Here is a 21,673-nt window from a genome sequence, read left to right as displayed (position 1 = left end):
GGCGGGGATGCGTAATGTCACGAAGCGAAAATATATGGCTGATTCATCTTCCGATCTCTATTTGGTCACCGCGCCGGGACTGGAGCACATCACGGCTTCGGAGCTTGCTGCCCTTGGCATGACTTCCGGCAGTGAAATGCACGGTGGTGTTGCATGGCGCGGCACGATACTGGATCTGTACCGTGCCAATCTGTGGCTGCGCACAGCCACCCGGGTGCTGATACGCGTTTCCAGATTTCATGCCGGGTCCTTCGCGGAGCTGGAGCGGCGGGCAAAGGCAGTGCCGTGGGGACGCTTCGTTCGTGCGCGAGACCGTGCCCGATTCAGGGTGACCTGTCACAAGTCGGCTCTGTATCACAGCGATGCGGTGGCGCAAAGACTGGGCGAAAGCGTCGCTGCGGAAACAGGATGTACGTTCGCCGGAAATGCGGAAGCCGATGAACAGGATCCGATCTCCCACGAAGCGAATCCCGGGGAGCAGCTATTCATCGTGCGGATCGACCATGACACTGTCACGGTGAGCGCCGACAGCACGGGGACACTGCTGCACAAGCGCGGCTATCGCCAGGCGACCGCCAAGGCGCCCATGCGGGAGACCCTGGCCGCGGCGATGCTGCTGTCGAGCAGATGGAGTCGCGGGGAGCCGTTGGTCGATCCGCTGTGCGGGTCGGGGACCATCCCGATCGAGGCCGCCCTGATTGCCCGAAACATGGCGCCCGGCATGAATCGGGAATTCCGATTCGAGCGATGGCCCGGCTTCGATCGTGCGGGCTGGGCGGCCCTCCGCGACGAGGCGCAGGCCGGCGTGGCAGATGCGGCCCCGGCAAGCATAGTCGCTTCAGATCGCGACGCTGGGGCCATAGAGGCCGCCATGTCGAACGCAGTGCGTGCCGAAGTGGGTGGCGACGTCCAGATCGTGCAACAGCCACTGTCCGCAACGAGCCCGAGTGACGAGCGAACAGGGTGGCTCATCACCAATCCGCCTTATGGAGTACGTGTTGGAACGGATGTTCGAAACCTTTACGCGCGACTTGGATCGATGATGCAGACGTCGTTCGCAGGCTGGAAGCTGGGGATTCTATCGGCTTCTACCGAACTCGATCGGCAGCTTGGGATACCTCTCGAACAAGTGTTCGAGGCAAAGAACGGTGGGATCGGGATAAGATTTCTGCGAGGCAGGGCGCCAAATGAGTGAGGGAACCGTGGTATCGCTGAATATCTCGCGAGGCGGCGTGCCCAAGTTGCCCGTGCGGAGTGCTGAGCTCGGCGCCTACGGCTTTGTCGGGGACGGTCACGACGATGTTGAATCTCACGGTGGGCCGGAGCGCGCGGTGTGCATCTATGCGACGGAGCTCATCGAGGCGCTTCGCCGGGAGGGACACCCGATCTTCCCGGGCTCCGCAGGAGAGAATCTCACAATCACCGGCCTGGACTGGGCAGAGATGATACCCGGAGCGCGGGTCAGGGTTGGTAGCGCGGTGGTCCAGTTGACCGATTATACGTCACCGTGCAAGACCATCCGGGACTCGTTCGTAAACGGACGTTTCACGCGAATCTCCCAGAAGGCGAACCCTGGTTGGAGCCGAGTGTATGGTAAGGTCGTGATGGGGGGAGTGGTTAGTTTAGGGGACCTGGTTGTGGTTGTTCCATGTTGAATGGCACAGTCCCTGCCCCTTTTGGGCCGCGTACGGCAATCATGCCGCCGCAAATTGATGCAGGAGTCAGAATTTTATGAAGTCCTTCTCTCGTTTGGCAATCTTGCCGCTGGTCGTCCTCGCCTTCGGGTGCAAGGGCAACGACTCCAAAAAAGTTGACGACGCTCTGAACAGCGACCTGTCGCTTGCCTCGCAGGCACACCCAATGACTCCGGCCGACAGCGTTTCGGCACTCGAGCGTTCCCGCACCAATTCTCTGGCTACTCAGCAGACCGCGACGGCGCCCGTGACGCATAGGACCGTGGTTCATCATGTTTACGAGGGCAGCAGCGGCAGTTCGGCCGCTCGGTCGTCTGGCACGCACATCGAGAAGAACACCAACCGCGACGCCGCGATCGGCGCTGGGGCCGGCGCGATCATCGGTGCGGTGACGAGCAAGAACAAGGTGAAGGGTGGAGTAATAGGGGCCGCAGCCGGCGGAATACTGGGTGCGGTGATCGGGAACAACGTGGACAAGAAGAAGGTACCAAACCGGCCGTAAACTGGGGTCGCCTTTCCGGCTCGACCGGTTGGAGGGCGGCTTTCAGCCGCCCTCTTCTTTTTGCAGCCTATTCTCGACACTGCCGTTACGCGCCCCCACTTTCGGAGCGGGCGCTCGCGCGGCATCATTCTGTAGAGTGCCTACAGAGGCCGAAATCTTGAGTCCATTGTACGTCGTCTGCGTAGCGCGTCACGAATATCTCGCAGGCCACATTGCTCGATTCTTCGAGAGCGATGAAGTCTGCACAGTCGGTGTCGTGGGAGTGCAGGGCGTGGTGGAATCCACGCGTTCATGCGCACCTGACGTCGTGGTATGCGAGTACGAGTTGTTGACGACGCAGCCGCTGGACGAGTGGGAGTGCGACGAGGTGCTGCGCAAGACGCCCATCGTTGCCGTGAGTCTCACGCGCAGATCCAACGAGCTGGTGCCGCTGGACTGCAACGGAATCGCGGGATTCCTTTATCTTCCCACGCTGGATTCGGCGAACGCGCTCAAGCTGGTACGAGCGGCAGCTGCGCGTCCACGCTACACGCCGGGTGCGCCGACCTTCACTGGCACCCGTTCCGAATCCCTTTCGGCGGACGCTCCGCGCTGATTCGGAGTGCGCGAAAAGCGCCGCAAGAAAGGGTTAAATTGAGAGCCATGAGTAGCGAAGCCATAACGAGCGTCTTCAACGACGGCTACATAGCCGAAGTTTACGACGCATACAAGCGCGATCCTGCGTCGGTAGATGAGTCCTGGCGCCAATTCTTCCGTTTCGCCGAAGGGATTGGCGGAATGGGTTCCCTCGGTCAGACGGCGATCGGCTCGGACGCACTTCGTGCGGCAGCCGGTGCTGCGGCGCTGCTCGACGCGATTCGTGCATACGGGCATCTCGCGGTCGCGGTAGATCCACTGGGGAGCGCACCCCCGGGATCACCGGAGCTGAGCCCCGAGAGTCACGGTGTGACGGAGGCGCTGCTCACATCGATTCCAGGTAGCGTGGTGGGAATGCCGGACGCTACGGCTGCCGCCGCCACGGCGCGTCTGCGCTCGCTGTATTCATCGACGACTGGCTTCGAGTTCGAGCATCTCGGCTCCTTCAAGGAGCGTCAGTGGCTGCGTAATGCCGTCGAGGGCGGTACTTATCACCAGGATCTCACGGTCGATGAGAAAAAGGCAGTCCTCGGGCGGCTTACGGAAGTCGATGCGCTCGAGCGTTTTCTGGGCCGCGCATACCAGGGCTACAAGCGTTTCTCGATAGAGGGCAGCGACGCGCTGGTGGTGATGCTGGATGAGATCATCGCGCTTTCCGCACTGAGCGGCGCACGCGAAGTCGCAATGTCGATGGCACATCGCGGTCGCATCAACGTACTGACGCACGTGCTCGGCAAGTCATATGCGACCATCTTCGACGAGTTCGAGGACAAGCATCCCAGCGGCGCGGTCGATACGAGCGGTGACGTGAAGTATCATCAAGGAGCGGATGGCACGCGTGCGATCGCCGGGCGCCACATCGCGCTCACGCTGGTCCCGAATCCAAGTCATCTCGAGTTCGTGAACGCGGTGCTCGAGGGTGTAGCGCGCGCCAAGCAGAGCGCGGCCGATGGAACGCACGACGAATCTGCGGTGATTCCCGTATGCGTACACGGGGATGCCGCATTTACAGGCGAAGGAATCGTCGCCGAGACGATGAACCTGTCGATGCTGGACGGATTCCGTACTGGTGGTACGGTCCACATCATCGTCAACAACCAGATCGGATTCACGGTAGATCCACGAGATGGACGCTCCACGCGGTACGCGAGCGATCCGGCCAAGGGTTACGACATACCGATCATGCACGTGAACGGCGACGATGCACTCGCGTGCGTACAGGCTGTGCGTCTGGCGATGGCGTATCGCGCGACGTTCAACAAGGACGTGTTGATCGATCTTGTGAGCTACCGGCGGCACGGCCACAACGAGACCGACGAGCCCGCGTTCACGCAGCCCCTTCTGTATGCAAAGATTCGGGCGCACAAGACTCCGCGCGAGGTATGGGGCGAGCGACTCGTAGCCGAAGGGGTGATAACGGCCGAGGAGATGCAATCTGTCGAGCGCGGCATCATGTCGAAGCTGGAAGAGATTCAGCGTAGCGCGCGTCCGTTGCCGGAACACGAGGACACACGTGAATCGCCACCGGCTCCGCACACGATCGACACGGCGGTGAACGCAGCTGTGCTGCAATCGCTGAACGAGGCGTTGCTTCGCTGGCCGGAGGATTTCAAGCCGAACAGCCGTGTGGCGCGTACGCTCGCGCGGCGTCGTGATGCGATGGGCGATGCTGGCGGAATCGATTGGGGGCATGCGGAATCGCTCGCGCTCGGCTCGTTGCTGATCGACGGAACATCGGTGCGGATGAGTGGCCAGGATGTGGAGCGCGGTACGTTCTCGCATCGGCAGGACGTGTTGCACGATGCATCGTCGGGCGTGACGTACGCGCCGTTGAAGCACATCGATTCCGCCAAGGGCACGATCGACGTCTACAATTCTCCGTTGTCCGAGACCGCGGTTCTCGGCTTCGAGTACGGTTTCAGCGTGACCGCCAGCGAAACGCTGGTAATCTGGGAAGCGCAATACGGCGACTTCGCCAACGTTGCGCAGATCATGTTCGACCAGTTCATCGCATCGGGGCGCGCGAAGTGGGGGCAGGATTCATCCATCACGGTTCTGCTGCCGCACGGCTATGAAGGTCAGGGCCCGGAGCATTCGAGCGCGAGACTCGAGCGCTATCTGCAGTTGTGCGCCGAAGGCAACATGCGTGTGGCGTATCCATCGACGCCGGCGCAGTACTTTCACATCCTGCGACGCCAGGCGCGTGATACCGAGCGACGGCCGCTCATTCTGATGCAGCCGAAGAGCCTGCTTCGTTCGCCCGAAGCGGCGTCGAAGTTGACCGATCTCGCGTCCGGCACGTTCCAGACGGTAATCGACGATGCGTCGATGTCGAACGAGCGCGAGAGCGTGAAACGCATCGTATTCTGCACAGGCAAGATCTATTACGATCTGGTCGAGAAGCGGAAGCGCGATGGCGGAGATGGTGTTGCGCTCGTGCGCGTGGAAGAGTTGTATCCCTGGCCGCACGAGGACGTTGCACGAATCGTGGATTCGTATCCGGCGATCGAGGATGTTGTCTGGGCGCAGGAAGAGCCGAAGAACATGGGAGCGTGGACCTTTGTCTGGCCGCGCCTCAGAGTCTCGACGGGGAATGCAATAACGGTCCGTTACATCGGGCGGGCAGAGCGCGCCAGTCCGGCCGAGGGCTATGCCGGGCCACACAAAATTGAACAGGAGCGGATAGTGTCGGAAGTATTCACGCTTCCCCGGCCTGCGCAGAGTGGGCGCGCGCGGGCATCAGCCCGTTGAGCGGGGTGACCACCGCCGAAAGGCATTGGACGGGGTTTTCCGTACGAGCCGTTGCCACGCTGGCAACAGCGCTCGGTGTAATGTTGATGCCGCGTTTCCTGGATGCTCAGGGGCGCGGCATCGTCGCGTTGGCGGAAGCGAAGGCCGCGGCCGGAGTGCATACGCGCGTGCTGGTGATCGGCGCGCATCCGGATGACGAGGACACGCAGCTGATCGCATGGCTTGCGCGCGGTCATCGCGCCGAGACTGCGTATCTGTCGCTCACACGGGGTGATGGGGGACAGAACCTGATCGGCAACGAGCTGGGTGAAGCGCTCGGTGTGATTCGCACGGAGGAGTTGCTCGCTGCGAGACGCATCGACGGTGCGCACCAGTACTTCACGCGCGCGTACGATTTCGGCTTCTCCAAGACTGCGGCCGAGAGCTTCTCGCACTGGCCGCGCGACTCGGTACTCGGCGACATGATCAAGGTGGTGCGGAGTTTCCGGCCGCAGATCATCGTGTCGGTATTCTCCGGAACTCCGCGTGACGGACACGGGCAGCATCAGGTGGCGGGAATTCTGTCACGCGAGGTGTACGACGCGGCGGCCGATACGGTGCGCTTTCCCGTCAGCAAGTTCGGGAAGCCGTGGACGGTATCCAAGTTCTACCGGGGCGCGCGGTTCTCTCGCGAGGACGGCACGATCTCGATGAACGTGGGCGAGTACGATCCAATACTTGGGCTTACGTACGCCGAGATTGCGGCTGAGAGCCGCAGTCAGCACAAGTCACAGGGCTTTGGCAGCAGTGCCCGTAAAGGCGTAGTCATCGATTACCTGCGACGCGAAGCGACGCGCGTGAATGCGGCGACGCCTGCGCAATCCGAGCGGTCGATCTTCGAGGGACTCGACACCACGCATGACGTGACGCAGGCGGATCGCGATCGGGTCGCGCTTGCCGATGCAGGCATCGACGTCGAGGCAGTTGCCGAGCGGCCGCGCGTCGCACTGGGCGACAGCGTCGCGGTGCACATTGCAGTGTACCGGAGCGGTACCGTGGACAGCAGCGCGCTGCGAACGGTGTACATCCACGGTGAGCAGCTGACGCAGCCATACTGGCTCGTTCGCCCGCGTGTCGGAGATCTGTTTGCCTCTGCATCCGATTCCATTTCGGATGATGCGCGTGAGAGAGACGGTTGGGTACCCGTGACAGTGAATCTGCCCGGTCAGGCTCCAGTCGTCGTGCGCACGCCGGCGATTTATCGCTACGCCGATCCCGTGCGCGGAGAAATCGAGGAGCCGCTCGCTACCGCGCCGGGAGTATCTGTCACGTTCGATCGAGATGTGGAGCTTGCACGTGCCGGCGCGCCGCTCGACCGTACGTTTCAGCTGACTCTCCGGTCGTCGTGGCCGACCGCGCACAGGTTGCAGGTGCGACTCGAAGTGCCGAACGGGATGCAGGCCGATTCCAGCCAGCGTACCGTGACGCTGGGCGCGGGCGAAACGAGAATCGTGACATTCCGGGCGACGGGCCGCCTTGCCGCAGGGACTCACGCGGTGCGGGCTGTAGTTGTGGATGGCATGCAGCGCGACAGCATTGGATTCATTCCAATCGATTACAGCCACATCACGCCCCAGCGGATGTACCGCAAGGCCGAGGTGCCGATTCAGGCCGTGAACGTGATCGTACCTGCTCACGCGCTGATCGGATATGTTCAGGGCGTCGGGGACAATGTGGCAGACGCGCTGCGTGATCTCGGACTGACTGTTCAGCAGCTGAATCCGACTGCTCTGCCGACAGCGGATCTGTCGCGTTTCAGCACGATAGTGGTGGGTCCACGAGCGTATCAGGCCAACCAGCTGTTGATCGACAACAACTCGTATCTGATGAACTACGTACGCCGCGGCGGCAATCTCGTCGTGCAGTATGGTCAGAACGAGATGCAGCAGGCGGGTGTGATGCCGTACCCGATCAAGCTTGCCCGGCCCGCCGCGCGTGTGACGGATGAGAATGCACCGGTGACGATAATCGAGCCGCGAAGCGCGCTGCTCGATACTCCGAACAGGATCACGAGTGCGGATTTCACAGGCTGGGTGCAGGAACGCGCGACGTACATGCCGAGCACTTTCGATTCGCGCTATTCGACTGCACTGCGCATGAACGATCCCGATGAAGAACCCAACAGCGCAGGACTTCTAACGGCGCAGGTTGGCAAGGGACGCTATACGTACGTGACGCTCGCTCTGTTTCGCCAACTTCCGGCCGCTGTACCGGGCGGCGCGCGCATATTCGCAAACCTGCTGCGGTGACGCTCCGTCGCCTGGCGGGAGGCATCGTCTGCGCAGTAGCCGCGGCGATGCTTGGGTCCTGCGTGCACGACAATCGAACCGTGCTTACGGTGTATTCGCCGCACGGGATCGATCTGCTCAAATACTACGAGACGGAATTCGAGAAGGCGCATCCCACCATCGACGTACAGTGGGTGGACATGGGGTCGCAGGAAGTTCTCGACCGCATTCGTGGCGAGTCTGTAAACCCGCAGGCAGACGTCTGGTTCGGCGCACCATCGGAGTCGTTCGAGCGTGCCGCGAAGGAAAATCTGCTGCAGCCCTATCGACCAACGTGGGCGGGTGATGTTCCGGCGGAGGCGCACGACGCGCACGATCTCTGGTACGGCACATACCTCACACCGGAAGTGATCGCCTACAACGGCGACGCGATCCCGCGCGACAGTGCACCGCAGGACTGGGACAACGTGCTCGATCCCAAGTGGCGCGGCAAGGTGATCATACGCGATCCGATCGCATCGGGTACGATGCGCGCGATATTCGGGGCGATCATAGCCAAGAGCGTTACAGAGACCGGATCACCGCAGCGCGGCTACGACTGGCTGCGACGGCTCGACGCAAATACCAAGGAGTACGTGCTCAACCCCACGATTCTGTACCAGAAGCTGAAGAGTCGTGAAGGTTTGATAACGCTCTGGGACATGCCCGATGTGGCGACGATGCGGGATCGCGTGGGGATCCCGATCGACTACGTGATACCGCGTAGCGGGACACCGCTGCTGGTGGATGCGATCGCAATCGTGCGCGGCACCAAGCATCCGCGCGAGGCGAAGCTGTACTATGAATTCGTAACGAGCCAACACGCACAGCTCGAGGCTGCTCGGCAATTCCTGCGCATCCCCGCACGCACGGACATTCCGACTGACTCGCTGCCTGCATGGATTCAGACAGCGATGAAACAGATCAAGCCGATGCCGGTCGACGGCGCCTTGCTGGCGCAGCACCTGAACGAGTGGATGAGATATTGGGACGCACACATCAGGAAGCGCGGATGAGCGGAAGCGGTGCCGGGCTCGTAGTCGACAGCATAGTGCGCGTCTTCAGCGGTCAGACGGCGGTGGATCACGTTTCGTTCGAGGTGAAGCCGGGAGAGCTCGTAGCGCTGGTAGGCGCGTCAGGCTCGGGCAAGACGACGACCCTCCGAATCGTCGCCGGTTACGAGCAGGCTGATACCGGGCGAGTCCTGTACGATGGTCAGGACATAACGCGGCTCGGTCCGTCGAAGCGTGACTTCGGCATGGTGTTCCAGCATTACGCGCTGTTTCCGCACATGTCAGTCGCTGAAAACGTCGCATTCGGCCTCGAGGCGCGCGGTGTGAGCCGTTCGGAGCGCATGCAGCGCGCCAGTGCGGCGCTCGATCGCGTGGGACTCGGTGGAAAGGGCACACGTATGGTGCAGCAGCTTTCCGGCGGCGAGCAGCAACGCGTTGCGCTCGCTCGCGCAGCCGTGATCGAGCCCCGCCTGCTGCTGCTGGACGAGCCACTGTCCAACCTGGATCCAACGCTGCGACAGAGCACGCGCGACGAGCTGCGTACGACGCTCAAGGAGTCAAAGGCGCCGGCGCTGTTCGTCACGCACGATCAGGACGACGCATTTGCCATCGCTGACAGAATAGTGCTGCTATCGCGCGGGCGCGTACTGCAGGACGGGTCACCGGAAGATCTCTACGACAGGCCGGCGACTCGCGACGTCGCGATGTTCATCGGGCATGCGACACTTATACCGGCGCGTCGCACCGGTGATTTTGCGAGCGTGTCTATTGCCGGTGCGATGCACCGCGTGGAATTGAGCTCGTTCACCGGTATTGCCGACGGTGGAACCGGTGCTGTGGTACTCCGTCCGGAAGCCGTCGAGATCGCCCGCGACGACGGTGGCGATCAATGGAACGCGGCGGTGATCGCTCGACGATTCGCTGGCGCGCAGTTCGTTTACCGGCTGCGACTGGACGGGGACATCGTGTTCGACGTGGCGTCGCGCGAGCGTATCGAAACCGGTGCCGCGGTTACGGTGCGTGTGACGCGCCCGGTTCCGATGGTGCCGTGACCGTGCCAGTGTGGTTCGGCGGACGCAGCCGCGCCGAGCGAATGGCGACGCTGGCGGCACTGCCGCTGCTGCTCATACTGGTTTGGACGGTTATCTATCCGAACGTTGCAGTGATCATGGGCAGCATGGGCCACTGGCGCGAGTTTGCGGAATCGCCGTCCGATGTCGAGGCACTCAAGAACAGCATAATCATCGCCGTTGCCTCGGTTGCTGCGTCGCTTGCGATCGGCGTGCCGCTGGCATTTCTTCTCACGCGATTCGACTTTCCGGGACGAACGGTACTGCGCGCAGCGGCCCTGCTTCCGGCTGCGCTGCCGCCACTGGTGGGTGTCATCTCGTTTCTCTTTCTGTACGGCGATACGGGAGTGATTACGAGAGGGGTACAGATCGCACTTCGTCTGAAGGATGTTCCGTGGCACCTGAATGGAATCGGCGCGATCATCTTCATACACGCGTACACCATGTACGTATATGTGTATCTGTTCGTATCCGCGGGTCTCGAGCGCTATGAAGCGTCGCTTGACGAGGCAGCGATCGGTCTTGGCGCGGGAACGCTTCGCCGCCTGACTCGCGTGACGCTTCCGCTGCTCACCCCTGCCATCGCGGGTTCGGCGTTGCTCGTTTTCATGAGCGCGCTCGGCTCGTTCTCCGCTCCATACGTGTTCGGCGGCGGCGTGCGAGTGCTGTCGACGCAAATCCTCAACTCGAAGCTGAACGACGCAATCGGTCTGGCGTACGTCGAGACGACGGTGCTTGCGATAAGTGCAGTTGCCGGATTGTTGCTGTTCCGGTGGCTCGAGGGGAAGCGAGCCTACGTTGCTGCGGGAAAGGGCGGCGCCAGTCGCCAGCCCGTTCGGTCGCGATGGGCACGTATCGGGCTCGCGACCTCGGCCGCCCTCATAGTACTCGTGCTGGTGTTGCCGCATCTCATGATCGTGCTCGTGTCCTTCGCCAAGGACGGAGCGTGGACGACGCAGGTATTGCCGCCGGAATACACCACCCACAACTATGCGGGATTGTTCACCGAGAACCAGCTCTGGACACCGATCCGGAACAGCATCGTCATGTCGCTGCTGGCGACTGCAGGCAACGTGGTGTTCTGCGTTGCGGGGGCGTACCTGATCGTGACGCGCAAGTTCAGCGGACGCCGATTGCTGGAAGCGCTCGTCGCGCTGCCATGGGCAATCCCGGGAACGGCGATCGCGCTCGGCCTCCTTGCCACGTTCAACAAGAACGACCTTTCGATGGGCAAGGTACTGCTGGTTGGCACGTTCTGGATCCTGCCGCTGGCGTATTTCGTGCGTGACATCCCACTCGTATCGCAGGCGGTAGAGGGATCGCTCAAGCAGATGGATCCTTCGCTGGAGCCAGCTGCGCGGGGGCTCGGTGCTTCGTGGTGGATGGCAGTGCGGCGCGTGGTGCTGCCGGCGGCGCGACCAGGTATCGTCGCAGGCGCCTTACTCGCATGTGTTACCGCAGTCGGGGAGTTTGTCGCGAGCATCGTGTTGTACACGCATGGAAACCGACCCATATCGATCGAGATACTCGCTCAACTTCGCTCATACGCTTTTGGCACCGCGTCGGCGTACAGCGCGTTGTTGATCGGTCTGGTGCTCATAATGGCGCTCGCCGCACGCTTTGCAGAATCACGGATGCAATAAGGATGTGATTTCGTGGATCAGGAAGAGACAGAAAAGCTACCGCGCATCGTCATCATAGGCGGAGGCTTTGGCGGATTGCTCGCGGCAAAAAAACTGGGCCGAGTCAAGGCCCGAGTGACGGTGCTCGACAAGACGAACCATCATCTCTTTCAGCCATTGTTGTATCAGGTGGCGACCGCATCGCTCGCGCCGAGCGACATCGCCGCCGCAATCAGGCACGTACTGCGAAATCAGGCAAATACCAGCGTGGAGCTCGCCGAGGTGCGCGAGGTCGACGTGAATGCGCGGATCGTGAAGTGTGCCGACCCATCGAGACTCAAGCAGGATTTCGAAGTCCCGTATGACTATCTCATTGTGGCGTGCGGCACTCGGCACTCGTATTTCGCCCATCCGGAATGGGAGAAGCTCGCGCCGGGATTGAAAGCCGTTGAAGATGCGCTGGAGATCCGGCGACGCTTTCTACTCGCGTTCGAGGAAGCGGACCGCGCAGCGACTCCGGAAGAACGTGATGCGTGGCTGACCTTCGTGATCGTCGGTGCCGGCCCAACCGGTTGCGAGCTTGCAGGCGTGATGCAGGAGATCGCGCACGGAATGCGCAGGGACTTCCGGCACGTCGATACCCGTGACACATCGGTCATTCTGCTCGAAGCGGGAAGTCGCATCCTACCGGCGTTCCCCGAGCGGCTCGCTGCGCGCGCTGCGCGTGACCTCGGCGAGCTGCGCGTCGATGTGCGAACGTCGTCGGCGGTGACGCGTATCGAGCCTGATACAGTTTACGTTGGCGACCACAAGATCAGGACACGTTCCGTATTCTGGGCTGCCGGAAACGTTGCATCACCGGTGGCGAAGTCACTTGGTGTGCCGCTTACAAAAACCGGGCAGGTGATAGTGGAACGCGATCTCTCGATCCCGGGCCATCCCAACGTGTTTGTCATCGGTGATCTTGCGCACGCACTACAGAAGAACGGTCAGCCTGCGCCAGGCGTCGCGCAGGTCGCAATGCAGGAAGGTCGCGTCGCGGCGAGGAACATAATAGCAACCATTGAAAGACGGCCGCGCTCCGACTTCAACTATTTCAACAAGGGCGACCTCGCGACGATCGGCCGCGGAAAGGCGATCGCGAACCTGTTCGGCGGGAAGATCCAGGTCGGTGGACGGCTCGCGTGGTTCCTGTGGCTCGGAATCCACATCACGTATCTCATCGGCTTCCGCAACAGACTGAGTGTGCTGCTGCAGTGGGCCTACGCGTACTTCACGTATCAGCGTGGCGCGCGTTTGATCACCGAGACCGCGCGCTCGGCGGTGCAACGCTAACTACAGCGAATGAACGGCGCTCGCGGTAGCTATTTGTCTGTGCAGGCGTAACAGTGACCGTCATCCGGAGCGATTCAGTGCTTGGTGATCGATTACGCCGGCTATACGAGAAGCATTGACGATGCGGCTGCGCGGCAGTCCCTACGTCGCTGCTCTCCCGCACGTCACACAGAATTTCCACGAAGTATCCATCTCCGACCCGCACGCCGGACAGCGGCGCGTGCGAAGATTCTCGCCGCAGTGAGGGCAGTAGTTGGTCTCGCGTCCCTCCGGTAGCGTGCCACCGCAGAAACGACATCCGGTTGGAACGTCGATCGCCGACAGAGATTCAAGCAAACTGGGGACCGGCGCCGTGGGAACTTCGGGCGCGACGGCGGCGGGCGACATCGCGTCGAAGGCCGCGACAGCGCTCTGACCCGGTGTCATCTCACGATGCGATTCCTCACGCTCCGATACCGAAGCCGGAGTATTCATTCCGGAACCCGCTGTCGGTGGCACGGGTGTCAGCGCCGATTCCGCGGCAGCCGTCAGTGTCAGCGTCGCATTCGCGTAATCCTTGAACACACCAGGATCGCCGGTGGGTGACGCGAGCTCGCGCTGCAGCGACTCCTGCATCGCGGGATCAGCGGTCACATAATTGCGCTCGCCCGAAAGAAGCCGCGCGACCGCTGTTTCGTAATCGTCGTTGGTCTCGATCGCCAGCTCGCGGCGATTGTGGCGATATGGAACGATCTGCTCGTACAGCTCACGCACGCTGAACGGAATCTTGAGGTATTCCGGACGCGTCGCGCGGATGTTGTGTACCAGTCTGCGATAGAGGCGATCTAGATCGTCCATTCTCGGTGCTTCCCCTTGAACGTTTCGTGGTTCGGAAATGGTGCAATCGTTTGCGTCGTCACGCCAGTCCCTCCGTGCTCGATGAGCCAGGCGTCGAAGCCCGACTCGACCAGTCCGCCGGAAGAGTTCTGCGCTGCGGCGGCTCTTGTGGCGAGATGATTGGCGTATTCGTTCTGCGGCTGTCCATTGTGCCCGCGCACCCAGCGCCATTCACAGTGATGCGGGCCGAGCGCGCGGAGCGCTTCCTTCCAGAGCTCCAGGTTCTCGATCGGACCGCTCTTGCGCTTCCATCCCTGCTTCGCCCAGCCATGCACCCAACTCGTCATCCCGTCGACGATGTATCTGGAATCCGTGGTGAATACTACAGCGAATCGCTTCCGCTTCGCCGAGATGCCGCGAAAAGCTTCGATTACCGATCGGAGGGCCATGCGGTTATTGGTCGTCGCCGGCTCGCTGATCCAGTAATCCCATCGCACGATCTGGCCCGTTGCCGGACTCTTCCACTCGATCAACCCGCCAGCACCGCCGGCGTTGTCGCCTTCGCGGCCGTTTCCGAGACAGGATTCGTCCGCAAAGACCGCGATTATCTCGTCGGGCGTTTCAGGCATCGACAATCTCGAAGCCTTCCAGATCGTCGAGATAGATCGTCATGTGGTCTCCCGTTGCTGGCTGAATCGTCTCGATGGCCTCACGTCCCGCGCGAAGGCCGAGCGACTCCGGCCGGACGACGAATTCCGATCCACGCCGGTAGACGACGATCCGAAGGCCATCGGCGATGGCGCGCTCCAGCAAGTTGTACTGTCTGGTCGAGAGTTGCATCTAACGATACTAATCGGACGCTGTCGTTCCGTGTCGCACGATGCGCGACGAATCCGCTCAGCGGCTGCTGTTACACCACGAATCGACGAAACGAGTCAGGACGCGACTCGCCGCGTCCAACTCGGCGAGTGGCAGATATTCGGTCGCCGAATGGGCGAGCGCGATGTCACCTGGCCCGAAGCAGATCGCCGGAATTCCCGCTTCGTTGAGCAGTGCCGCGTCGGTCCACGCGCTCAAGCCCTCGACGCGCAGCGGCAGCCGCTCATGCCTCAGCGCGTCGAGCATCTCGGTCATGACCGGAGCATCACGTGATACGTCGCTCGCGAGCTGCGAGGTGGTAATGGTGATGTCCACGTCCAGGTCCGGATGCGTATTCCGCACCATCGCCGTCACCGATGCCAGCTCGTCCAGAAATGTGCGCTCTGTCTCGCCCGGCAGTGTGCGTCGCTCGATCTCGACGGTACACAGCTCCGGATAGGTGGAGATGCCGCTTCCACCTGATATGAGCGACGCGTGCAGCGAGCCGCGGCCAAGCAGCGGATGGGTGTGCCGCGACATGCTCCGGCTCTGCATCCGGTCCAGCTCGGCGATGATCAGCGCGGCATGCGTGATCGCATCGACACCGAGGTCGTAGCGGCTACCGTGAGCCGCGCGGCCGCGCACATCGAGTCGTGCCCACACGAAGCCACGATGTGCGGGACAGAGCGAGAGTCGCGTCGGCTCCGCAATCACCGCAGCATCAGCCCGCACGCCGGATGCAATGAGCGCACGTGTGCCGAGGCTTTCGTACTCCTCGTCGATGACGGCTGCGATCACGACTTCGCCGTCGATCCCCCGCTGGTCTGCGTCACGGGCCGCGATGCACATCGCAGCGATGCCGCCCTTCATGTCTGCTGAACCGCGGCCGTACATGTTCCCCTCGAGGATGTCCGGCCTGAATGGGGGGTGGCTCATCCGCTCGACTCCGACCACGTCGAGGTGGCCGTTCAGCATCAGGGAACGGGCATTCGGGAGCGATCTGCCGGCCCGCGCGACGAGATTGGATCGGCCGGGCACGACTTCGTGCAGCTCGACCTTGAAACCCCATCCTTCGAGAATTCCGGCCAGAAACAAAGCGACCTGATGCTCACCAGGAGCATCAGGCGCCAACGACGGATTACGGGAATCGAACTCGATCAGCGCGGCGGCCAACTCGGCCGGCTTCATTTACGCTTTGGAGTCGCCTTTTTGTGTGCGGGCTTCGCAGCTTTCTTCGCGACCACGTTATCGGACTTGTGAGCAGTGCGGGCCGCTGACTTCTTGGCTGCCGGCTTGGCAGCGGTCTTCGCGGCCGGCTTGGGAGCGGGCGCTTTTGCCTTGGCCGGGGCCGGGGCCGGAGCAGCGGGCTTCGCAGCCGGTTTCGGCTCTGGCTTGTGGGCGGGAGCTGGCGGAGCTGCAGGCGGCGCTGCCGCCTGTGCCGGTGGCGTGGGCACTGGGGCTGCTGGAGCGGCCACCGGGGCCGCAACCACCTTGGGGGCCGGCTCCGGCTCTGGCGCGCGCGGTGGAGGAGCCGGGCGACCCACCTGAGCCTCTTCGGCCTGGCGGATGAGCTTGTCGGCTTCCTCCTGGGTCATCTGGCCGCGACGGACCATGTACTGGACGAGGTCGCGCGCGCTCTCCAGAACGAAACCGGTGAGCCCCGCGGCCGCGTTTACAACATCTTTCATCGCGGCGGCCATCTTGCTGCCCGCCTCGAGACTAATTTCATGAGCCTTGGCGGTCATCTCCGCTACCGTATCCTTCACGTCTGCGCCGCGGTGACCCGGGCTACGCTTGGGAGGGGGAGGAACCGTTGGAGCCGCCGGGGTCGCCAGTTCTTCCGGCGTGACCTCAGGCGTCACTGACTTATCTGCCATGGGCGGCTAATTGAATGAAGATGGGTGTAAACCGCGCTAAGTATATGATTTTTCAACACTTTCGCAACCCATTGACGCTTCGGGGTGGCGTAGTATCGCCTATTAGTGGATATTATGGCCGGAATAGGCGTATTTCATGCCAATCAGGTAACCGCAGGTAACATCCGTGACCTCTGCGACCGGACAGGTCGACCAGGCTGACCTCGACCAGGAGGTCATCAAGCGCGTACTGAATGGGTCACGCGACTCGTTCGAGCTTCTGATTGTCCGATACAGCGATCCACTGTACCGGCACGCGCTCGGCATGACGGGTAGTCCGGATGTCGCAGAGGACATTCTGCAGCAGTCGTTCATCAAAGCATACGCACATCTTGGCGAAGTGCGTGGCAGGTTCGATGCGTGGGTGTTCCGCATCGTAGCCAATGCTTGCAAGGATTGGCTCAAGAACATTCGCCGCTCCCACGTCAGTTACGAAGAGGACGATCAACCGTCCTCATATTCGACGCCCGAAGAGGAGCTGGATCGCAACGAATTGCGGACGGATCTCGAAGTGGCGCTCGCTGCTCTTGCGCCTGCCCTTCGTGAAGCTTTTGTGATGAAGCACGTGGAAGGACGGTCGTACGAGGAAATGGCGGAACTGCTGCGCACAACGGTTGGAGCCCTCAAGATGCGTGTTCACAGGGCGCGCGAGGCACTCCAGCACCTGCTTGAGGGGAAATACGCGTGATGTACGATGACCTGCACACTCCAGACGAGCAGTCTGACCCGGAACTGGGCTATCAGCCGCCCAGGTCGAGGCCGAGCGACAACAATGGTGCGCTTACGCACCACACGCCGGATCGCGAAGTTCCGATCCCGAACAGCGGCGGGACTGCGTTGTTGCATCAATGGCTCGACGGCGATGTCAGCATCTCAATGGTCCGTGCAACGCCGGGCGGCAACGATGCTGTGGACCTCTGGACGAAGATCCACGACGAGGCGGAAACGCTGCGTAGCCGCACCACGCCGCTGTACGTCCATAAACGGATCATGGACTCGCTTCCGGACGATACCTACCGCAGTCATCGTCCCTGGTACAAGCGTTCGATAAGTATGAATCCGGCAGTGATGTTTGTCGCGGCTGCTGTACTTCTCACTCTCGGGGCGATCATCGCCCATGCGGTGCTCAAATAGCTTTTGGGCCCGTCGTTTGCCGGCTGGAGGAAATAGCGCGGTTTAGGCGCATGACACACTCCTCTGGAGGCTTACATGAAGTACAGTTTGCTTGGCGCCTGCGCGGTCGCCGTATGTTGCACCGCTCCGGCGTTTGCACAGGGGCTCCCACGCGTGGAGACGATCGCATTGCAGCAACAGCTGCGGGACGACGGCTGCGGTGTGACGCACGTTACCGGAAGGATGGACGCCACCACGCGCGCGGCGGTCCAAAAATGCGCGAGCAAGTACTCGGGTGCGACCGACGCCAAGTCGATGCTCGCCGCGATGAACATCGGGTTCGGGAATGGAATCCCGGATCCCACCCTCAGGATGGCTCGTTCGGGCGCCAGTGGCGGCAGCATGAGTGCCGGCGGAATCAGTGGATCGAGCACGACCACGGATACGACTGCCGGCAAGGTGGATCTGAACAAGGCCACGCCGATGACGCCGTCACATGCCGTGACGAACCCCATGGCGGTTCCGAAACACGACAGCACGACAGCGCCTGTCGATACGTCTAGCGGAGTCATGCCTGCGAAGCCACCGCTTGACACGACCGCGAAGCGCGATACGATATCAACAATGCCGATGATGCCGATGACGCCGCGTCGCGATACGATGCCGAAGAAGGACACCATGCCCAAGCGAGACACGATGCCGAATTCCAATTCCCCACGCATCTGAAATCACTGACTGTACTTGGGGCCGCGGTGATTGCCGCGGCCCTCGTTTTTCTCTCGACCAGCTCGCCGGGTCCCGGCCTGGACCCGGACTCGATGGCGTACATGGGTGCGGCGACGTCTCTGGTGCGTAGTGGCCGCATGCGCGTCCCGACAGCGGAGTGGGAACGGACCGATTCCACGTCCTCGCTTTCCCTGTGGCCACCCGGCTTTCCAGCGGCGATAGCGGTGCCGGTATTCCTCGGTGCGTCGCCGGTGCAGTCGGCACGCTGGATCAATGTCGCCGCCGCCGCTGTAACTGCAGCAACGATAGTTCTGCTCATCTCAGGTCCGCTCGGTATTTTCGCCGGCGTGGCAGGTGCTGTCGTGATCTTCGTGACGCAGGCTGTGTTCGATACGTACCTCTCGGTGTTGAGCGAGCCGCTGTTCATCGCGTTGATGCTGTTGCTGCTGTTCGTGATGGTCTACGCGCGCGACCGTCTCATCCTTCTGAGCGTGATCGCGACCGCAACCGTAATGGTGCGATACGCCGGTGCATCCGCGCCCGCGGCCGCAGTGATCTGGACACTCTTTGACTCGCAGCGCGATTTTCGCGCACGCGTGCGCCGCGCAACCACCGTCGCGTTCCTGCCGTTCATCGCACTCACGCTGTGGTTCGCGCGTACCGCCATGGTCCCGGATCGCCACGCGACGCCCAAGTTGCACGTGTATGGCGGCTGGAGTGACACCGTCGTTCAAGCCCGCGACACACTTGCGGAATGGCTTGCCCCGCTACTCTCGGACGGAACGCTCCAACGGGCGCTCGCGCTGGTTCTGACGGTCGCCCTGTCCGCGTTCGTCATCATGGCGGCGAGCGACACTTCTGGTAACCGTCTCAAGCAGCTTCGTGTCGGCGGAGTGTCCGCCCTGCTCGGCGCCACCTCATTGCTCGGCGCGTGCTACGTCGCTGTCATCGTCGCGTCTCGCGCGTTCGTCGGCGGCACGATCCCGTTCGACTGGCGCATTCTGGCACCGTTGATCGTGCTTATCGAGATAGAGGCCGTCGCCGCGATCGGATACTGGTGGCGCGCATATCATTTGCCAGTACGCGTCGCAATTGCAGCAGTCGCGCTCGTCTGGCTTGGTGCGACGGCAACAGCGACGGTGAATGACGCGGTGTACGCGACGACGGAAGGAAGCGACTTCGCCAACACGAGCTGGCGCAATTCGCCGCTCACCGCCTGGGTTCGCGCCAACGCAGCCGGCCGGCCGCTCTACTCCAACTGGCCGCCGGCGTTGTATTTCCACGCGAACCGGATTGCGCGTGAGCTTCCCGATAGCGCGGATCCGGGCGACATGTCAGGCTTCGCAGAGCGGATACGCGCCGATCACGGGTACGTCGTCGCATTCGATGAGCGCAGCCCTGACTTTGTCGCGCCCGAGACGCTCGCGCGCGACATCGGACTTCATCAGGTAGTACGGACGGCGGATGGCGCAGTGTGGGCTGCCGATACGACCGCGCGGCCCGATTCCACTGTTGCGCCCGCTGCTACTTCTCCTGCAACCGGTCGTCCGGGAGCAGCGCGACTCCAACATTGATTGCGCCGTTCGATGAAGGACGCAGGAAGAAGTTTGCGTAGTGTCCGTCGTGCGCGATGCGGATCGTCTGAATGGTCGCAAGGCCGGCGTATATGAGCGATGCAGTCGTCCGGCTCAGCGATGACGTGCTCGCCATGTAGGTGATGTCGCTGTTCGGCGCGTTGCGTCCGAATGTCGCGTAGAAGTAGGCCGTGGCAATTCCGCCGGCGAGAATACCGCGCTCGAACGCGCCACCGCGCTGGTGCGGGATGTCCAGGATCGCCTCATCCATTATCGCCTGCACGTCGAGGCCGGCGCTGGAGAAGAGGAATTGCTTGTGCGGGTCCCGGGTGGCGTCGATTCCGGAATAGACGGTCGGTTTGCCATCCAGGAAGCCGAAGGTGGGGTGCGCGCCGAGGGCGTAGGACATTCCGACGTGGCCCGCCTCGTGCGCGAGGATGCTGGCTGCAAAGCCGGCGGCGAGATTGCGCCAATAGTGTCTGGATGTAGTATGATTCGTCGAATCTGGCGCTAGCGGCGGTGACTGGCAGGCGAAGGTGCAGTGCGGCGTGAGCGTGAAGATCGATTCGCGCATCGTCTGCGCTGAAACCGGAGCGGCGGATGCGAGTACCAGCACGACTGAAACGAAGATCCCACTCAAACGTTTGGGGGCAAGGATCATGAAAAATATGGAGCGTCCTGAGCGGTTGTCGGACATCGCGGTTCAGCGGGGGCTTGGGTCGCTCCCAGGCTGGGCCCGGAAGGGTGATGTGCTTTCCAAAACGTTTCAGTTCGAGACCTTTCCGGATGCCATCGCCTTCGTGGCGCGCGTCGCGGAAGCGGCAGAAGCGGCGCAGCACCATCCCGACATCGACATTCGTTACACCAGGATCACCTGCCTGCTGACGACCCACGACGCAGGTGGCATCACGCAGAAGGATCTCAATATGGCGAACGAGATAGAGTTCGCGGCAACTCGGTAAAGGCTGGGCAGACACAAGGGTCTGCCCATACACAAAAGGCGCGTCCAGCTGGACGCGCCTTTTGTGTACGGAGCCGCCGGTCTAGCTGCGCCGGCCGCCGCCAAGCAGGCGGAGAACCGCCAGGAACATGTTGAGCAGATCGAGATAGATCTGCAGGGCTGCCATGACGTAATCCTCGGGTCCGTACACGTTGCGCAGGCGCCACGTATCGAACACGAGCAAGCCGCTGAAGACCAGCACGGTTCCGCCGGCGAGCCAGAGCTCACTCGTGGCGTTGCCGAAGAACATGCTCAGCAGCGACGTCGCGATCAGCACCCACAGGCCGACGACGAAGAAGCTGCCCCATGCGGAGAAGTCACGCCGGCTGACGAACGCGTAAAGCGTGAGTATCCCGAAGGCCCCCAGCGTGATCGTCGCGGCCTGCGTTACGAGCTCGGTGCCGCCGCGTGTGCTGAGGACTATCACCGGCCCGATCAGCGCGCCCATCGCGAACGAGAACAGCAGCACCATCGCGATGTTCAGGGGAAAGCGATTCCGGGCTCCCTGGGCAACGAGAAGCGGCACGAACACGGCCGCCATCGACAGCCACCGATGCTGGGTGATCTGATCCAGGATGTACTGGTTCGACATCGCGTAGGTTGCGCCGACAACCGTGACCAGCACGCTGACGAAAACCAGCGAGTACGTACGGCGGACGAGCTGCGCGCGCTCCTCGCCGGTCCGGACAAGGCCGGAAGTGACGGGAAGTGAGAAACCCATCAAAGGCTCCGATTGAAAGG

Annotated in this window: 22 protein-coding genes; 15 read left to right on the top strand and 7 right to left on the bottom strand. The window is 62.1% G+C overall.

Going from position 1 to position 21,673, the window contains the following annotated elements:
• Positions 1–34: 34 nt before the first annotated feature.
• The 10 genes from V4529_07235 (at position 35) to V4529_07190 (ending at position 12,929) form a co-directional block, all read left to right on the top strand.
• Complete coding sequence (locus V4529_07235; protein MES2358123.1) at positions 35–1,195, top strand: class I SAM-dependent RNA methyltransferase; 1,161 nt, start codon at positions 35–37, stop codon at positions 1,193–1,195.
• Entirely contained in the window at positions 1,188–1,655 is a 468-nt protein-coding gene (locus V4529_07230; GenBank protein MES2358122.1) for an MOSC domain-containing protein, read from the top strand. Before V4529_07235 ends, V4529_07230 begins: the two co-directional genes overlap by 8 nt.
• 94 nt (positions 1,656–1,749) lie before the next feature.
• Positions 1,750–2,196: a YMGG-like glycine zipper-containing protein gene (locus tag V4529_07225; GenBank protein MES2358121.1), complete on the top strand. Its 447-nt coding sequence runs from the start codon at positions 1,750–1,752 to the stop codon at positions 2,194–2,196.
• A 136-nt stretch (positions 2,197–2,332) separates the two neighbouring features.
• Positions 2,333–2,791, top strand: a complete 459-nt coding sequence (locus V4529_07220; protein MES2358120.1) for a hypothetical protein — start codon at positions 2,333–2,335, stop codon at positions 2,789–2,791.
• Positions 2,792–2,838: 47 nt separating this feature from the next.
• Complete coding sequence (locus V4529_07215) at positions 2,839–5,583, top strand: 2-oxoglutarate dehydrogenase E1 component (GenBank protein ID MES2358119.1); 2,745 nt, start codon at positions 2,839–2,841, stop codon at positions 5,581–5,583.
• An 86-nt stretch (positions 5,584–5,669) separates the two neighbouring features.
• Positions 5,670–7,871 (top strand): PIG-L family deacetylase, encoded by a 2,202-nt coding sequence (locus V4529_07210; GenBank protein MES2358118.1) that lies wholly within the window; start codon positions 5,670–5,672, stop codon positions 7,869–7,871.
• Positions 7,868–8,905 carry an extracellular solute-binding protein gene (locus tag V4529_07205; protein ID MES2358117.1) on the top strand — a complete coding sequence of 346 codons (1,038 nt, stop codon included), beginning with the start codon at positions 7,868–7,870 and terminating at the stop codon, positions 8,903–8,905. Before V4529_07210 ends, V4529_07205 begins: the two co-directional genes overlap by 4 nt.
• Positions 8,902–9,954 (top strand): ABC transporter ATP-binding protein, encoded by a 1,053-nt coding sequence (locus tag V4529_07200; protein MES2358116.1) that lies wholly within the window; start codon positions 8,902–8,904, stop codon positions 9,952–9,954. The genes V4529_07205 and V4529_07200 overlap by 4 nt, the downstream gene beginning before the upstream one ends.
• The gene (locus V4529_07195; protein MES2358115.1) at positions 9,951–11,615 is read left to right on the top strand and encodes an iron ABC transporter permease; all 1,665 of its coding nucleotides are present in this window, start codon (positions 9,951–9,953) and stop codon (positions 11,613–11,615) included. The genes V4529_07200 and V4529_07195 overlap by 4 nt, the downstream gene beginning before the upstream one ends.
• Positions 11,616–11,627: 12 nt before the next feature.
• The gene (locus V4529_07190) at positions 11,628–12,929 is read left to right on the top strand and encodes an NAD(P)/FAD-dependent oxidoreductase (GenBank protein ID MES2358114.1); all 1,302 of its coding nucleotides are present in this window, start codon (positions 11,628–11,630) and stop codon (positions 12,927–12,929) included.
• 141 nt (positions 12,930–13,070) lie between these two features.
• Here the strand turns inward: V4529_07190 and V4529_07185 are convergent, their stop codons facing one another.
• The 5 genes from V4529_07185 to V4529_07165 are packed head-to-tail and all read right to left on the bottom strand — an operon-like array spanning position 13,071 to position 16,480.
• Positions 13,071–13,766, bottom strand: a complete 696-nt coding sequence (locus V4529_07185; GenBank protein MES2358113.1) for a zinc ribbon domain-containing protein — start codon at positions 13,764–13,766, stop codon at positions 13,071–13,073.
• On the bottom strand, positions 13,754–14,374 hold the full coding sequence (locus V4529_07180) for a ribonuclease H (GenBank protein ID MES2358112.1): 621 nt from the start codon (positions 14,372–14,374) through the stop codon (positions 13,754–13,756). The genes V4529_07185 and V4529_07180 overlap by 13 nt, the downstream gene beginning before the upstream one ends.
• Positions 14,367–14,585: a hypothetical protein gene (locus V4529_07175; protein MES2358111.1), complete on the bottom strand. Its 219-nt coding sequence runs from the start codon at positions 14,583–14,585 to the stop codon at positions 14,367–14,369. The genes V4529_07180 and V4529_07175 overlap by 8 nt, the downstream gene beginning before the upstream one ends.
• Before the next feature lie 57 nt (positions 14,586–14,642).
• Positions 14,643–15,791, bottom strand: coding sequence for an ArgE/DapE family deacylase (locus V4529_07170; protein MES2358110.1), 1,149 nt, complete (start codon positions 15,789–15,791; stop codon positions 14,643–14,645).
• Positions 15,788–16,480, bottom strand: a complete 693-nt coding sequence (locus tag V4529_07165; protein MES2358109.1) for a hypothetical protein — start codon at positions 16,478–16,480, stop codon at positions 15,788–15,790. The genes V4529_07170 and V4529_07165 overlap by 4 nt, the downstream gene beginning before the upstream one ends.
• Positions 16,481–16,646: 166 nt before the next feature.
• Here V4529_07165 and V4529_07160 point away from each other — a divergent pair, with 166 nt between their 5' ends.
• The 4 genes from V4529_07160 (at position 16,647) to V4529_07145 (ending at position 19,932) form a co-directional block, all read left to right on the top strand.
• Positions 16,647–17,207, top strand: coding sequence for a sigma-70 family RNA polymerase sigma factor (locus tag V4529_07160; protein MES2358108.1), 561 nt, complete (start codon positions 16,647–16,649; stop codon positions 17,205–17,207).
• Positions 17,207–17,653 (top strand): hypothetical protein, encoded by a 447-nt coding sequence (locus V4529_07155; GenBank protein MES2358107.1) that lies wholly within the window; start codon positions 17,207–17,209, stop codon positions 17,651–17,653. The genes V4529_07160 and V4529_07155 overlap by 1 nt, the downstream gene beginning before the upstream one ends.
• A gap of 75 nt (positions 17,654–17,728) precedes the next feature.
• Positions 17,729–18,358 carry a hypothetical protein gene (locus V4529_07150; protein ID MES2358106.1) on the top strand — a complete coding sequence of 210 codons (630 nt, stop codon included), beginning with the start codon at positions 17,729–17,731 and terminating at the stop codon, positions 18,356–18,358.
• Between the two features lie 26 nt (positions 18,359–18,384).
• The gene (locus tag V4529_07145; GenBank protein MES2358105.1) at positions 18,385–19,932 is read left to right on the top strand and encodes a hypothetical protein; all 1,548 of its coding nucleotides are present in this window, start codon (positions 18,385–18,387) and stop codon (positions 19,930–19,932) included.
• On the opposite strand, the gene V4529_07140 is transcribed toward V4529_07145, so the two are convergent.
• A complete protein-coding gene (locus V4529_07140; protein MES2358104.1) occupies positions 19,883–20,593 on the bottom strand; it encodes a hypothetical protein in 711 nt (236 codons plus the stop codon). The genes V4529_07145 and V4529_07140 overlap by 50 nt on opposite strands.
• 7 nt (positions 20,594–20,600) lie before the next feature.
• Here V4529_07140 and V4529_07135 point away from each other — a divergent pair, with 7 nt between their 5' ends.
• A complete protein-coding gene (locus V4529_07135; protein ID MES2358103.1) occupies positions 20,601–20,894 on the top strand; it encodes a 4a-hydroxytetrahydrobiopterin dehydratase in 294 nt (97 codons plus the stop codon).
• 81 nt (positions 20,895–20,975) lie between these two features.
• On the opposite strand, the gene V4529_07130 is transcribed toward V4529_07135, so the two are convergent.
• The gene (locus V4529_07130; protein MES2358102.1) at positions 20,976–21,653 is read right to left on the bottom strand and encodes a Bax inhibitor-1/YccA family protein; all 678 of its coding nucleotides are present in this window, start codon (positions 21,651–21,653) and stop codon (positions 20,976–20,978) included.
• Between the last annotated feature and the right edge of the window lie 20 nt (positions 21,654–21,673).

The sequence above is a fragment of the Gemmatimonadota bacterium genome (genome assembly GCA_040388625.1).
GTDB lineage: Bacteria > Gemmatimonadota > Gemmatimonadetes > Gemmatimonadales > Gemmatimonadaceae > Fen-1247.
This window is presented reverse-complemented; position numbering and strand designations above follow the sequence as displayed.

Coding starts and splice junctions, on each gene's coding strand:
- V4529_07235 (MES2358123.1), top strand. CDS start 35: ATGGCTGATTCATCTTCCGATCTCTATTTGGTCACCGCGCCGGGACTG.
- V4529_07230 (MES2358122.1), top strand. CDS start 1,188: ATGAGTGAGGGAACCGTGGTATCGCTGAATATCTCGCGAGGCGGCGTG.
- V4529_07215 (MES2358119.1), top strand. CDS start 2,839: ATGAGTAGCGAAGCCATAACGAGCGTCTTCAACGACGGCTACATAGCC.
- V4529_07210 (MES2358118.1), top strand. CDS start 5,670: ATGCCGCGTTTCCTGGATGCTCAGGGGCGCGGCATCGTCGCGTTGGCG.
- V4529_07200 (MES2358116.1), top strand. CDS start 8,902: ATGAGCGGAAGCGGTGCCGGGCTCGTAGTCGACAGCATAGTGCGCGTC.
- V4529_07185 (MES2358113.1), bottom strand. CDS start 13,766: ATGGACGATCTAGATCGCCTCTATCGCAGACTGGTACACAACATCCGC.
- V4529_07180 (MES2358112.1), bottom strand. CDS start 14,374: ATGCCTGAAACGCCCGACGAGATAATCGCGGTCTTTGCGGACGAATCC.
- V4529_07175 (MES2358111.1), bottom strand. CDS start 14,585: ATGCAACTCTCGACCAGACAGTACAACTTGCTGGAGCGCGCCATCGCC.
- V4529_07170 (MES2358110.1), bottom strand. CDS start 15,791: ATGAAGCCGGCCGAGTTGGCCGCCGCGCTGATCGAGTTCGATTCCCGT.
- V4529_07165 (MES2358109.1), bottom strand. CDS start 16,480: ATGGCAGATAAGTCAGTGACGCCTGAGGTCACGCCGGAAGAACTGGCG.
- V4529_07155 (MES2358107.1), top strand. CDS start 17,207: ATGTACGATGACCTGCACACTCCAGACGAGCAGTCTGACCCGGAACTG.
- V4529_07150 (MES2358106.1), top strand. CDS start 17,729: ATGAAGTACAGTTTGCTTGGCGCCTGCGCGGTCGCCGTATGTTGCACC.
- V4529_07140 (MES2358104.1), bottom strand. CDS start 20,593: ATGATCCTTGCCCCCAAACGTTTGAGTGGGATCTTCGTTTCAGTCGTG.
- V4529_07135 (MES2358103.1), top strand. CDS start 20,601: ATGGAGCGTCCTGAGCGGTTGTCGGACATCGCGGTTCAGCGGGGGCTT.
- V4529_07130 (MES2358102.1), bottom strand. CDS start 21,653: ATGGGTTTCTCACTTCCCGTCACTTCCGGCCTTGTCCGGACCGGCGAG.